The organism is Streptomyces sp. NBC_01808 (genome assembly GCF_035917395.1).
GTDB lineage: Bacteria > Actinomycetota > Actinomycetes > Streptomycetales > Streptomycetaceae > Streptomyces.
Genome location: NZ_CP109072.1, coordinates 1,992,742 through 2,006,726, shown reverse-complemented (window position 1 = coordinate 2,006,726; position 13,985 = coordinate 1,992,742). Strand labels below are relative to the sequence as shown.

The following is a 13,985-nucleotide window of genomic DNA, read 5'->3' as shown; positions in this document are numbered from 1 at the left end:
GGCGGGTGTGGAAGGGGTGGGTGCGGGCGCGGGGTGGCGTGCGATCGGTGGCGCGGGCGGGAGTTCTCAGTATCACGGCAGGGGGTGTCCGCCGCGTTTCGCACCCGCGCACCCGGGTGGTGTGGGCTGCGGCGGGCGTCTGCCCCTCGCGTCGTCGCTACGACGGGGGGCGGAGGGTGGTGCCGTCCGGGAGGGTCGCGGTCAGTCTGGCGCGGGCGCCGCGGTCGGCGGCCGTGGTCAGGAACCGGCCCTCCGCCACGCCGCTCACGCCGCCCGAGGCGGTGACCGAGGTGACGTCGCGGCTGCCCGCCGCCAGCACGTACCACCTGCCCGAGCGCGCCTTCCACAGCACGCCCGCCAGCGCGTGCGGCGCCCGTACGCCGCACGCCGTCGTGTCCCGCGCGCGAGCCGCCACCGCGCCCTGCTGCAGCGGGTCGGCCGCCGGCGGCTGGAACTGCGCCAGGGCCACCCCGCCGCCACCGCGCCAGGTCTCGGCGCGGGTGCACACCCAGGCGGCGGTGCCGCCCGCCTCGGGCAGCGGCTGGCCGGCGAACGTCCAGGAGTTCACGGACCGTACGCCGTGGGCGCGGAGCGCGGCGAGGTGGCACGCGGTACGGGACCAGCGGTCGCGGGCCGCGGCGCCGGCGACGTCCGTGGCGGCGGCCGGCGCGCCGTACGTCAGCCTGGCCGGCACCAGCTCGCCGAGGTCGGTCGTGAGCTGGGCGGGCGCGCCGGCGCCCGCGGAGGGGCGGGTGCGCAGCTCCAGGGCGGGCCAGGTGGTGCAGGGCTGCTCGGCGGTGTCCTGGGAGCCGTCGGGGGAGTCGGCGTCCTGGGTGCCGTCGGCCGGGCTTTCCGCGGCGGGTGCGTCGGTCGTCGCCGTGTCGTCCGCCGTCCCGTCCGCCTTCCCGCCGGGCGCCCGCGTGCCCTTCTGGGCGCCGCCCGCGTCCGGCTCGTCGCCGGGGGCGGTGGTGGGGAGCGGAGGGCTGGGGACGGGGGCGGTGACGCCGTCCGTGTCGCGGTCGACCCGCTCTGCCTCCGCCGCCGGGTCCAGCAGCTCGCGCAGCGAGACCCCGGAGACCCACGGCGCGGTCAGGTAGCGGACGTTGCCGTCCGTGCGGCCGACGACGACGGCCAGCGCGCTCGCCGCGTCCGCCGCGTCGGCGCGGGCGAAGTCCAGCACCGCGGCGCCCGGTTCGTCCCGTACCTCCGCGTACCGCACCAGCCGCAGGCCGTCGTGGAAGAGGACGACGGTCGCCCGGTCGACGTCCCCCGCGTAGAGCAGCCGCGGCGGTCCCGCGGGCGGCCCCGCGGCGGTGCCGGGCGTCGCCGAGACCCGTACGGACTCGCCAGGACGGGCCCAGACGGCCAGCGCGCGGCGCAGCAGCGCGGCGTCGCGGGTACGGGCGCCGCGGGCCGGCCAGGCGGCGAAGTCGGCGCGGCCGGCGCGCTGCCAGTCGTCGCGGCCCGCGACGGCGAGCTGCGCCGGGTCGAGGGCCTGTTCCGCGAAGGCGTTGCGGGCGTACGGGGCCGCCGCCGCGTCGTCCGCGTCGCCCCCGGTGCCGGGGACGCCGAGCAGGGCGACGACGGCGACGAGGGCCGCGGCGGCGGCGAGCGCGGCGCGGGTGTGCTGGCGGCGCCGTAGCAGGTCGGTGGGGCGGGCCTGGAGCGCACAGGGGTCGAACTCGGGGGAGAGCAGCAGCCGCCGCTCCGCGCTGCCGGGCGGCTCCGCGACGCGGTCGGCGGCGGCGAGCGCGGCCCCGGGGCCCTCGGCGCCGGCCGCCGCGAGGAGCCGGCGCACGGCGGGGTCGGGCAGCGCTTCGAGGCCGCGCAGCACGTACGCGGCGCGGGCCGGGGCGGGGAGCGCCGCGAGGGCGCGGTCGAGGGCCAGTTCGTCGGAGCCGCCCGGGCGCGGGTGGAGCCGCAGCCCCCAGAGCCGGGGCAGCGGGCGCGGCAGCCCGCCGGGGCGCGGCAGCCGGAGCCGGCCGCGGGGGTGCCCGGCGTCGAGCGCGGCCCGTACGATCCGGAGCCGCACATAGGCGTAGCCGGCCCCGGCGTCCCCGTCGTTCCGCCAGGGCGCGCCGGGGCCGAACCGCACCTCGGCCCCGTGCGCGGCGTCCGCGGAACCGGGGCCCCGACCCGCGCCGCCGCCACCGCCGCCACCGCCGCTCCCGTCCGCCCGCTGGCCCGGCACGGCACCCGGCGGAACCCCGTCGCGCTCGCCCGGCGCCCCTTCGCCCGGCACCCCGTCCTGCACCCCGCCGCCCGGTGCCCCCGGTGCCGTACGCCACCGCGGCAGCGAGCGCTGCACCAGGCCGTGCGCCGCCAGCACCCGCCTGCCGCGGTCCTCCTCCGCCGGCAGCAGCAGATACGCCAGCCGCGTCAGATGCGCGTAGTGCTCGACGACGGCGGCCTCGGCCTGCTCGACGTCGACGGGCGGGGGGACGGTGTCCGCGGGCGGTGGCGGCTTCGCGGCGCCCCGGGCGGTGACGGCCTGCTGATCCACGCTGGGTTGAACGAGTGAATCCTCAGATGGTCACTCCGCCGCGGCGCCGGGACCGGCCGCCCGTCCCGGCGGCCAGGCCCTCACCCGCTCGTCCACCCGCCGAACTCCACGGTCCCCCGCACGCCCGCCGCCGCCGACATGAACAGCCCCGCGTCCTGCGTCCCCGCCGTCCCCGGCACCGTGACCGTCGCCACGGTCCGCCACGTCGCCCCGGAGTCCGTCGAGCACGCGCCCGTGAAGGTGTCGCCCGCCCGCGTCAGCCGCAGCGTGACCGGCGCCGTGACGCCCGTGACCCGGCGGTACGTGTCGAGCGTGCCGTCGCCGTTCGAGTCGTACGACAGCACCACCCCGTTCGCCGGCGTCACCGCCAGGTTGAGGAACCCGGCCGCGCCCGCCGTCCGCAGGTCGTTGCGGGCGACGATGCCCGCCCGCGCCCACGGGCCCGTCGGCGCCTGCGCGTCGACCGTCAGCGTCACCGTGCCGCCGGAGGCCAGCGACCCCGGCCGGAAGACCGCGCCGAACTCGGCCGTCGCCTTCCACATGTCCGCGCCGCCCCCGTCGACCGCCCAGCGCTCGCCGAGCTGCCCGAAGACGGCGGCGTTCGTGGTGACCGTGGCGACGCTGTCGTCCAGCGGCCCGGCGACGAACAGCGTGCCCGGCGTGTGCACCGTCACCGGGTCCTGCCCCGCCATCCCGTAGCCGTGCGCACCTCGTACGCCAGCGGCGTCAGCGGCTTCGCGGGCGGCCCGGCGGGCGCCCGTACCTCCCAGGCGTGCTCCGCCCGCCCCGCCGCCGGCACCGCCGGCAGGGAGACCGCCCCCGGCGGCGCGGCGTCGAGGCCCGTCAGCTCCAGCTCCACGGCGCCCGTGGCGGCCAGCCCGCACAGGTTGCGGAACCCGGCGGTCAGCCGCCCCGTCCCGCCCGGCGCGAGCGCGGGCGGATCCGCCACGGCCGTCACCACGCCCTGGTACGGGGCGGTGGCCAGCACCTCGTGGACGCGGCGCGCGAGAGTGTGCGCGTTGCCGGAGGGGCGCTCGGGGTAGTGGTTGCGCTGCCGCGTCCAGGGGTCCTCGACCGCGTACCAGTCGAAGGGCTCCGGCTCCCGCCCGGCCGCCAGCGCGTCCTGCAACTCCTCCAGGTAGGCGCGCCAGCGCGGCGCGTGGAAGTCGCGGATCAGCCCGGACCAGTCGCGGTTCGCGTAGTCCGCGAGGTGCCCGCCGTCGGCGGTGGGGCGGTCGGCCCAGGTGGTGACGAGGACCCGCGCCGTGCGCTCCAGCAGCGCGGCCTCCGCGTCGTCCGCGGCCATCCGGCGGGCGTCGGCGAGCCACGGGCCGAGGAGGAACGCGCGGTGCGCGCCGGTGGTCTCGTCGCTGAGCGCCATCAGCTTCAGCCACAGGTCGGACAGCGTACGGAAGGTGGTCGCGTCCTCCCGCTCGTACGCCGCCTTGAGCTGCGGCAGCAGCACCCGCGACCGGCTCGCGAGCGCCTGCCGGGCGAGGTCGACGAGGTCGTGCCGGTACGCGTCGGAGTCGCGCAGCGCCGGGGCGACGCCCAGCAGCGCGCCGAACGCCTTGTCGAACTCGGCGAGATCGAAGGCCGGCGTCTTGGTCGCGTAGTACGCCCCGGAGCGGGCGTCCAGCGACGGGCGGGCGGCGAAGATCGAGTCGTGCGGGCGGCCGTCGGCGCTGGAGATCGCGTACGCCGTCTCGCGCAGCGCCGCGAACGCCGCGCGCGCCGCGGGGTCCGCGTCGCCGTAGCGCACGGCCGCGTACTCGTCGAACCACTCCTTCCGGTCCACCGGCTCGTCCCGCCACGCCAGTTCGCTGAAGAGCTCCAGCGCCGCCGGGTCGCGCTCGGCGGCCTCCGGCATGTACGCGGTGCCCACGCACGCGCTGCCCGGCTTGTCCCGCCAGGCGGCGAACCGCTCGGCCCACATGTGGGTCTTCGCGCCGATCGTGGTGCGGCCGCCGAAGTTGGGGATGGTGCCGAAGGCGTACGGCACGCCGCCCCAGTCCGCCTCGCGGTCAGTGACCCGCTCCAGGTCGGACAGGCCGTCGACGACGAGCATCCGGTCGGGGTGGGCGAGTCCTTCGAGGAGTTCGCGCCGGGGGTTCTCCTGCCAGCCGAGGATGACCCACGTCGCGCCGGGGCGGGCGGTCTGCAGCGCGGTCTCGACGGCGCGCGCGGCCTCCGGTACGGGGACGTCGCCGGGGTCGCCGCCCTCGTGCAGCAGGTCCATCTTCAGGTGCCGTACGGGCCCGAAGAGGTCTTCCTGGTGGCGGTAGAACGCGGCGGCGACGTCGCGGAAGACGTCGGTGCGCGGGTCCAGCCAGTCCGGGCGGGGCAGGCCCGACCAGGTGCCCTGGGGGACGGTGCGGGCGCCGGGGTTGCGGTCGGCGAAGCCGCCGGGGACGGTGCCGAAGTAGCCGGGCAGGACGGGGGAGATGCCCAGCTCGCGCATGCGGTCCGTGATGCGGCGGCCGAGTTCCGTGCGCTCGGCCAGCAGCGCGGGGGAGACGGGGCCGCCGTAGTCGCTCATGTTCTGCAGCAGCCACCACGGCTGGTGGCTGGGCGCGGGCAGCCAGGCGCGGGCCTCGGCGTCGGAGTAGCCGAAGTCCTGGAGCAGCCGGTGGTAGACGGCCTCGGTGCCGGGGGTGACGAGGACCTGGTTGCAGCCGTGCAGGGCGAGCACGTCGAGGAACCGCTCCCAGCGCGCCCAGTCGTGGTACGGGCCGGTGTAGCCGTCGTGCGTGTCGTTGAGCGCGAACCGGGCCGGGACGGTGGCGCGGCGCTCCACGGGGGCGGCGGGCGCGGGGAGGCGGCGGGGGAGCCCGGTCTGGCTGCCGGACCAGGAGACGACGGCGCGGCAGGTGTACTTCAGGTACCAGTGCACGCCGGTGAGGAGCACCGCGGGGCTGGTGCCGCCGACCTCGATCCGGCCGGCCCGGCCGCGTACGGTGAACCGCTCCTCGCCGTCGAGGGCGGTGAGCGCGAACTGCCCGGCGTGGTCGGGCAGCAGCCGCGCCAGCGCCTCGCTCGCCGCCGCCACGTCGAACCCCCTGCCCGCGGCCGCCGCCGTGCCGCCTCCGGCCGTCACGCTACGGGCCTGCGCCTGCCCGCCGACGAGTGCCGCGCCGGCGCCGAGCGCGCCGGCCGTGCCCAGGATCGTGCGTCGCGTCATGTCCGTCATCAGCGGACCGTAGCCACGCGCGGGGCGAGGGGGCAACGGGGGGAAACGGGCGAAAGGTGATCGCGTACGGGCCGGTGCCGCAAGCGCTGTCTTCCGGGCCGTACGGGGCGCGGGCCGGAAGCAGGGTGCGGCACCGGCCCGGCTCCGTCAGCCGTGGTCCAGGTACGCCAGCACCGCCAGCACCCGGCGGTTGTCGTCGTCCGACGGCGGCAGCCCCAGCTTGGAGAAGATGTTCGACGTGTGCTTGGCCACCGCCCGCTCCGTGACCACCAGCCGCTCCGCGATCGCCGCGTTGGACCGGCCCTGCGCCATCAGCTCCATCACCTCGCGCTCCCGCGGCGTCAGCGTGTTCACGGGCTGGTCCTGCGCCGCCCGCCGGCTCAGCAACTGGGAGATGACCTGCGGGTCCATCGCCGTACCGCCGCCCGCCACGCGCCGCACCGCGTCGATGAACTGGTCGGCGTCGAACACCCGGTCCTTGAGCAGGTACCCCACCCCGCCGCGCTCGTCGGCCAGCAGCTCGCGCGCGTACAACTGCTCCACGTGCTGCGAGAGCACCAGCACCGGCAGCCCCGGCCGCTTCGCCCGCGCCTGGAGCGCGCACTGCAGGCCCTCGTCCGAGAACGACGGCGGCAGCCGGACGTCGACCACCGCGACGTCCGGCTCCAGCTCGTCCAGCGCCCGCGCCAGCTCCGGGCCGTTGTCCACCGCGGCCAGGATCTCGAAGTCATAGGCTTCGAGCATGCGGACGAGACCGTCCCTCAGAAGGAAGAGGTCTTCGGCGATGACAGCGCGCACGGAATCTCCAGGGTCACCATCGTGGGGCCGCCGACCGGGCTGTTGACGGCCAGTACGCCGTCGAATGTACCGAGCCTGCGCTCCACCCCGGCCAGCCCGGAGCCCTTGTCCAGCGACGCGCCGCCGCGACCGTCGTCCGTGATCGCGATCCGCAGCATGCCTTCGCGGTGTCCCATGTCCAGCCACACGCGCTGCGCCTCCGCGTGCTTGACCGCGTTCGTCAGCACCTCGCTCACCGCGAAGTACGCCGCCGACTCCACCGGCTCCGCCGCCCGCCCCGGCGGCGTACCCAGGTCGATGTCCACCTCGACCGGCACCGGCATGCGCAGCGCCAGCGCCCGCACCGCGTCCGCGAGGCCGCGCTCGGCGAGCACCGGCGGGTGGATGCCCCGTACCAGGTCGCGCAGCTCCGTCAGCGCCTCGGCGGACTCGCCGCGCGCCCGCGACACCAGCTCCTTCGCCTTGGCCGGGTCCTTCTCGATGAGCGCCTCGATGGTGCCCAGGCTCATGCCCATGGCGACCAGCCGGGCCTGCGCGCCGTCGTGCAGGTCGCGCTCGATGCGGCGCAGCTCGGCGGCGGAGTTGTCGACGGCGTCCGAGCGGGTCTCGGTCAGCCGCGCGACCCGCTCGGCCAGCTCGACCTCGCGCGGCGCCAGCACGCCCTTGGTCATCTGGAAGTGCAGGCCGACCAGGCGGTGGCTGGTGAAGAGGCCGACGGCCAGCAGGGCGGTGCCGAGCCCGGCGGCCATGAGCGCGGTGGCCTGCGAGGACACCGGCACGAAGCCGTACCAGTAGGTGGTGTCGCCGCCGCTGGTGATGGGGTCCCAGACGCCGGCGGCGATCACGTACCCCTCCAGCGGGTAGAAGGTCAGCGCGACCGTCACGACGGCGAGGACCGTACCCGCGATCATGTCGGTGAACAGCCAGCGCAGGTCGCGCCAGGTCGCCGGGTCGGTCAGCATGTGGCGGGTGCGCTGCGCCTGGCCGATGAGCCCGCCGTGCAGGTTCGGCGGCCAGGGCCGGTACGTGGCGGGGATGCGCACGTCCGACCACTGCGCGGCGAGCAGCCGGCGCAGGTTGGCCTGCATCCGCACGCCCTCCAGCACCCAGGGCGTGGTGACCAGGCCGATGCCGAGCACGGGGATGAGCACGACGGAGACGAGGGTCAGCACGAAGAGCGTGATCGAGGCCGCGGTGCACAGCACCGTCAGCGCCAGCGCCCGCACCCCGGCGAGCGCCCAGTTCCGGAAGATCATCTCCGTGTCCCCTCTGCTCCCGCTGCTCCCTGCCGGCCCCGTGCCCGTCCTGCGCGGGTCCCGGCTCGCGCGGCCCGCTTCTCCGGCCGCACGTCACAGTCTGCCGCGCGGCCCGGACGGGGGCACGGGTCCGTACCCCCGGGCCGGGGTGTAGCTAGCACCACCACGCCGTACGGGACGAAGGGAGACACCGGGTTTACATCCGGGCAACGGACGGGAAACCGCGGCTTGCGACGCTGCCCGGGGCGGGCGCGCGTGCCCGCCGTACCGCACTGCACCGCACCTGTAGGAACGAAGGACGGCGACCGTGAGCTACAAGGCCGAGTACATCTGGATCGACGGCACCCTGCCCACCGCCAAGCTGCGCTCGAAGACCAAGATCGTCGAGACCGGTGCAGAGCCGCCCCTCTGGGGCTTCGACGGCTCCAGCACCAACCAGGCCGAGGGCAGCTCCTCCGACTGCGTCCTCAAGCCCGTCTTCACCTGCCCTGACCCGCTGCGCGGCGGCGCCGACGTGCTCGTACTCTGCGAGGTCCTCGACACCGACCTCAGCCCGCACGCCTCCAACACCCGCGCCGAGCTGCGCGAGGTCGCCGAGCGCTTCGCCGCCCAGGAGCCGGTCTTCGGCATCGAGCAGGAGTACACCTTCTTCCGCGGCTCGCGCCCCCTCGGCTTCCCCGAGAACGGCTTCCCGGCCCCGCAGGGCGGCTACTACTGCGGCGTCGGCGCCGACGAGATCTTCGGCCGCGAGGTCGTCGAGGCCCACCTCGACAACTGCCTCAAGGCGGGCCTCGGCCTCTCCGGCATCAACGCCGAGGTCATGCCCGGCCAGTGGGAGTTCCAGGTCGGGCCGCTCGGCCCGCTGGAGGTCGCGGACCAGCTCTGGGTCGCGCGCTGGCTCCTCTACCGCACCGCCGAGGACTTCGGCGTCTCCGCCACCCTCGACCCCAAGCCCGCGAAGGGCGACTGGAACGGCGCGGGCGCGCACACCAACTTCTCCACCCGGCGGATGCGCGAGGGCTACGAGGCGATCGTTGCCGCCTGCGAGGCGCTGGGCGAGGGCGACAGGCCGCTCACGCACGTGCGCGCGTACGGCGCGGGCGTGGAGACCCGGCTGACGGGGGCGCACGAGACGGCGCCGTGGGACGAGTACTCGTACGGCGTGTCGGACCGCGGGGCGTCGGTGCGGATCCCGTGGCAGGTGGAGAAGGACGGCAAGGGCTACATCGAGGACCGGCGGCCGAACGCGAACGTGGACCCGTACGTGGTGACGCGGCTGATGGTGGACACGTGCTGCGCGGCCCTGGAGAAGGCGGGCCTGGACTGAGCACGGGCTTCGGCGGCGTACGGGGCCGGGTTCCCGGCGTTCGGCGTGTGCGGACCGGGGCGCGGCGGCCGGCGCGGGCGGCGTAGCCGCTGCGCTCGGAGCGCCTGGCCGTGGCGGGGTTCGCTCTGCCGCGGTCCCGGGGGACGTCGGCCGCTCGGTGCGGGGCGGGAATCCGGGTACCGCGGGCGGCGACGGCGGCACTGAAGCCCCGGGGGCGGCCGGGGCCGGGCGCGGGGTTTGCGGGTCGTACGGGAACGTGACCGGACACCACCCGTGCCGCTCCGCCGGGTTGGTGCAACCGGCTCTTTCGCTCGCCCTATCGGCCGCGTCGAGCTGGCCCGGGGCCGGGGAGATGCCGAGGCTGAATGCATGTCAGGGGCGCGGCGGATCTGGACGGCGGTCGCCGCCGCCCTGCTGAGCGCGCTGACGGTGCTGCTGCTGTGCCGGTACACGGTGGCCGACCCGGCGTACTACACGGGCGCGGTGAGGGAGGCCGACGGCTACCAGCGCGTCTACGACGAGGTGCTGGCGGACCCCGCCGTCCGCCGGGCGCTGCGCACGGGCGCGCTGGGCACCCCGCTGCGCAGCGACGCGGTGGTCGACAACCTGCCGCTGCTGGTCCCGCGCCCCGCACTGGAGCAGGCGGCGGACCGGCAGGCGCGGGCCCTGGTCGCGGCGCTGACCGGCACCGGCAGGGCGGCGGCCGGCGACGACTGGCGCGGGCCGGTGACGGAGAGCGCGACGGCAGCGGGCAGCGAGCAACTGCGCGCGCTGCGCGCCGACGCGGATCCGGCGGCGGCCCGCGGCCTCACCCGCCTCATCACCCGCCTCCGCGAGTACGTCACCCCCAGCCACCAGTCGCCGACCCCGACGTCGGCGCTGCGGGAAGCGGTGGCGGCGTTCGTCCACGACACGTGGCCCCCGAGCACGGCACGCCGCATCATGACGGCGCTGGACGAGGTCCTGCCGGGAGCGGAGGCACCGCAGACACCGAGGGCGGGTGGCGGAGCCGCGGACCGGGAGACGGCTTCGGAGGCGCGGCCGCCGTTGGTGGGGCGGGGGGTTGCGGTGGGGCGGCCGGACCTGTGGTCGGTGACGGTGGGAGGCGGTGCGGCGGGCGCCGGGGAGTCGCGCGGGGAGCCGGCGGTGGGCGGGCAGGAGGCGGAGCTGCGCCCGCCCCTGGCCGGGGATTCGGGTTCTGAAGCATCGGTGGGGCCGGGGGCGGAGCGGCGTGGGCCGAACGCTGCGGGAGCGCGCCCGCCGCTCGCGGCGTCGGGAAGTGCCCCGGGGGACGGGCGGGGAGCGGTCGTCGGTACGGGCGGGGCAGCCCCGGCGGTGGGGGAGGGGCGGGTGCCGTTGGTGGAGGAGGACCGGGCGGGGGGCGGTACGGATCCGGCGTCCGCGGCCTCGTCGAAACTGCCGGGGTGGGGGCCCGAGCGGGGGGCGGTGGTACGGACCGTGCTGGCCGCGTCCGCGTCGTGGTGGGCCGTCGCCGGGGTGGCCGCCGCGGCGGCCGGGGCCGGGGTGCTGGCGCTGCGCGCGGCGGCCCGGGGCGGGCGCCTCCGGGCGCGTACCGCCGCGGCGGCGTGCGCGGGCGCCGCGGTGCTGACCGCCGCCGCGGGGGCGGCGGTGTGGGCGGCGCTGCCGGCGTCCGCGGGGCTGGTGCCGGACGGCCTGCCGCCGAGCGTGGCGGCGCTGGTCACGGACGTGGTGGCGGGCCTCTACCGCGAGGCGGCCGTGGCCTGGGCCGCGGCCCTGCTCACCCTGACCCTCACCGCCACGGGCCTCACCACCTCCCCGACGGCCCGCAAGGCCCTCCACCGCACTCTCACGCGCACCGCGCGTCCTCCGGCGCCTGTCACCGCACCCGCCCCCGTACCGGCGAACGGGCACCGCCCCCCCGACACCGCCGCGCCGACCGCAGCCGACTCCGAGACGGCCACCGACCCGCAGCCCTCCACGACACCGCCCCCACCGGGCCGTACCGCCACCGCCGCACCCAAGACGTCCCACGGCCCGAGCACCGACACCACCCCTCCGCCCTCCGACCCCGCCTCGCCCGCGCCCCTCCACACCCCCGCACCCACCACCCCCCGTCCCCGCTGGGCGCGGCGGCTCGGGCTCGGGGCCGCCGGGTTCGCGGCTTTGGCTCAGGTCTGGATGCTCGTCGGGGTGCCGTCCGGGGATGCGCTTGCCTGCAACGGTGACGTCGCCCTCTGCGGGCGGCCGTACGACCGGGTCGTGCAGGTCGGGGCGCACAACGCCATGGCCACCGTGCCCGACGGGTTCCTCGGCGCGCACCAGGACGTCTCCCTCACCGGGCAGCTCGACCGGGGTGCCCGCGCGCTCCTCCTCGACACCCACTACTGGGAGACCGCCGAGCGGCTCGTGCCGCCCGCCGGCACCGGCGGGCTCGATGCCACCTCCCGGGCGACCCTCGTACGGGCCGTGGACTCCGTCGTGCGCCCGCGACCCGGCACCTGGCTCTGCCACGGCCCGTGCCGGATGGGCGCGACACCCCTCACCGCGCAACTGCGCGAGCTGCACGACTGGCTGGAGGAGCATCCCCGGGACGTGGTGACCCTGATCCTCCAGGACGCCATCACCCCCCGCGACACCGCCCGCGCCTTCCGCGCCGCCGGCCTCGGGCCGTATCTGCACCGCCCCGACCCCGATCCCACCGCGCCCTGGCCGACGCTCGGCGAAATGGCCGACTCCGGGCGGCGGCTCGTGGTCTTCGCCGAGGAGGCCGACGGGCCCGCGCCCTGGTACCGCAACTTCTACGAGTACGCCGTCGAGACCCCGTACCGCGCCCGCGATCCCGGCGACATGAGCTGCGCACCCCACCGCGGCGGCAGCGACCCCCGCAAGCGGCTCTTCCTCCTCAACCACTTCGTCACCCACGGCATGGGCGCCCCCCGCGCCGAGGCCGCCGCCGTCAACGACGCCGACGCCATCGTCCACCGCGCCAGGACGTGCGCGCTGCTGCGCGGCCGGATGCCCACCATCATCGCCGTGAACCACATGACCCTCGGGGACGCCGTCGGTGCCGTACGGCGCCTCAACTCCGAGACGCCCTGAGCCCCGGGCCCCCGGGCCGCCGGCGTCAGTCGCAGCGCGTGCCCTTCTCCGGGCGCTTGCCGTCGAGCAGGAAGTCGTTGACGTTCCCCTCGACGCACGAGTCCCCGGTGATGTAGCCGGTGTGCCCGACGCTCTCGAAGGTCAGCACCACGGAGTCGTTGTCCAGTTCCTTTGCCATGTCCGCCCCGCCCTTGTACGGCGTCGCGGGGTCGCCGGTGGTGGCGACCAGCAGCGCGGCGGGGGCCTTCGTGGCGCGTACCTGGCGCGAGGCGTTGTCACCGGGTACGGGCCAGCCCGTGCAGGTGAGCATCTGGCCGGCCATGAACGTGCCGAAGATCGGGGACGCCTTGGTGAACTCCCCCTTGGCCCGCTCGACATCCGCCGCGGTGTAGCGGTCGCTGGTGTCGCGGCAGGTGACGGCGGTGAAGGCGGCGTCCGCGTTGCCCTCGGCGGCACCCGCGAGGACCCCCGCACCCGGCACGCCGGCACCCGGCACGCCGGCACCCGGCACGCCCGCACCCGGCACGCCCGCACCCGGCACCCCCGCACCCGGCACGCCCCCGCCCCGCACCCCCGCGCCGCCGCTGCCGCCCGCCAGCCGGACCATCGGCGCCCCGTTGCCGTCCCCGAGCGCGCCCAGCGCGTGCCGCAGGTCCGGCCACAGCTTCTCCGAGTACATCGCGTTCTTCAGCGCGTCGACGAACGTCGACTGGTCCAGCTCCCCCGCCGCGGTGTCGATCGCCCGCTTGTCGAGGAGGTTGAACAACTGCCGCGTCTCCTGCCTCGCCTTCGCCGCGTCGCCGCCCAGCGGGCACTCCGACGCCCCGCGCTTCGTGCAGTCCTTCGTGAAGTCGTCCAGCGCGCGCTGGAAGGCGTGTGCGTTGGCGAGGTAGGTCTGCTCGCTGTTCTTCATCGGGTTCTCGACGCCGTCGAGGACGACCCGGCCCGTCTTGCGCGGGAAGAGGTGCAGGTAGTTGGCGCCCAGCTTGGTGCCGTAGGAGAAGCCCATGTACGTGAGCTTGTCCTCGCCCAGCGCCCCCCGCAGCACGTCGAGGTCCCGGGCGGAGTCGACGGTGCCGACCCAGGGCAGGAGCTTCGCGGAGTCCTCCTCGCACAGCTTGCCCTGGAGTTCGCGGTACGCGGCGAGCCGGTCGATCTCCGTGCGGCCGTCGGGGGAGCGGTCCAGGCTCTTGGCCTGCCGCGCGGTCGGGCGCGCGCACCGTACGGGAGGCGTGCTGTCGCCGACGCCGCGCTGGTCGGGGGCGACGATGTCGTAGCGCTCGTTGAGCTTCGTGAACTTCGCGCCGAGGCCGGCGAGGCCCTCGACGCCCGACTCGCCCGGGCCGCCGAAGTTGAGCACGAGGGAGCCGATCCGGTCGCTCTTGCCGCCGGTCGCGGGCAGGCGGGCGACGGCGAGGCGCAGGTCGCCGCGGTCGGTGGCCGCGTAGTCGCGGGGGACCCGGACCCGGCTGCACTGGAGCCGTTTGAGGTAACCGGGGGGCTTGCGGCCGGTCTTCTTCACCGCCTCCGCGACCTTGCGGCCGCAGTCGGTCCAGTCCACGGACTGGTCGTAGTACGAGCCGAGCGCCCCGTCGCCGTCGGCGGCGGGGCGCTTCGAGGGGGCGCCGGCCGGGCTCGCGGCGGTCAGCGCGAGGGCGCCGGCGACCGGCAGGACCGCGACGACCAGGGCGGCGCGGCGGGACGCGGAACGTCGGCGACAGGCGGGGGATATGTGGTATTTCGCTCCCATAGTGCACACGCTACGGTCGGCCCCGTACCTCCGCACCCGCGGCGCGGACCGCCGGGCACCCGGCGGCGTACCGCCACGGC

The 13,985-nt window shown here is 76.5% G+C and carries 6 protein-coding genes and 1 pseudogene; 2 read left to right on the top strand and 5 right to left on the bottom strand.

Annotated features, from left to right (window positions below):
• Positions 1 to 157 precede the first annotated feature (157 nt).
• The 4 genes and pseudogenes from OG946_RS08480 to OG946_RS08465 form a co-directional block, all read right to left on the bottom strand.
• A complete protein-coding gene (locus tag OG946_RS08480; RefSeq protein ID WP_326795510.1) occupies positions 158 to 2,503 on the bottom strand; it encodes a hypothetical protein in 2,346 nt (781 codons plus the stop codon).
• An 80-nt stretch (positions 2,504 to 2,583) separates the two neighbouring features.
• Positions 2,584 to 5,693 (bottom strand): annotated as a pseudogene (locus tag OG946_RS08475) (alpha-N-acetylglucosaminidase).
• 147 nt (positions 5,694 to 5,840) lie between these two features.
• A complete protein-coding gene (locus OG946_RS08470; RefSeq protein WP_326795509.1) occupies positions 5,841 to 6,491 on the bottom strand; it encodes a response regulator transcription factor in 651 nt (216 codons plus the stop codon).
• A complete protein-coding gene (locus tag OG946_RS08465) occupies positions 6,455 to 7,747 on the bottom strand; it encodes a sensor histidine kinase (RefSeq protein WP_326795508.1) in 1,293 nt (430 codons plus the stop codon). Before OG946_RS08465 ends, OG946_RS08470 begins: the two co-directional genes overlap by 37 nt.
• Positions 7,748 to 8,054: 307 nt before the next feature.
• Here OG946_RS08465 and glnII point away from each other — a divergent pair, with 307 nt between their 5' ends.
• Positions 8,055 to 9,074, top strand: a complete 1,020-nt coding sequence (glnII, locus tag OG946_RS08460) for a glutamine synthetase (RefSeq protein ID WP_326795507.1) — start codon at positions 8,055 to 8,057, stop codon at positions 9,072 to 9,074.
• A 369-nt stretch (positions 9,075 to 9,443) separates the two neighbouring features.
• A complete protein-coding gene (locus OG946_RS08455; protein ID WP_326795506.1) occupies positions 9,444 to 12,155 on the top strand; it encodes a hypothetical protein in 2,712 nt (903 codons plus the stop codon).
• A gap of 25 nt (positions 12,156 to 12,180) precedes the next feature.
• Here the strand turns inward: OG946_RS08455 and OG946_RS08450 are convergent, their stop codons facing one another.
• A complete protein-coding gene (locus OG946_RS08450; protein ID WP_326795505.1) occupies positions 12,181 to 13,905 on the bottom strand; it encodes an alpha/beta hydrolase in 1,725 nt (574 codons plus the stop codon).
• Between the last annotated feature and the right edge of the window lie 80 nt (positions 13,906 to 13,985).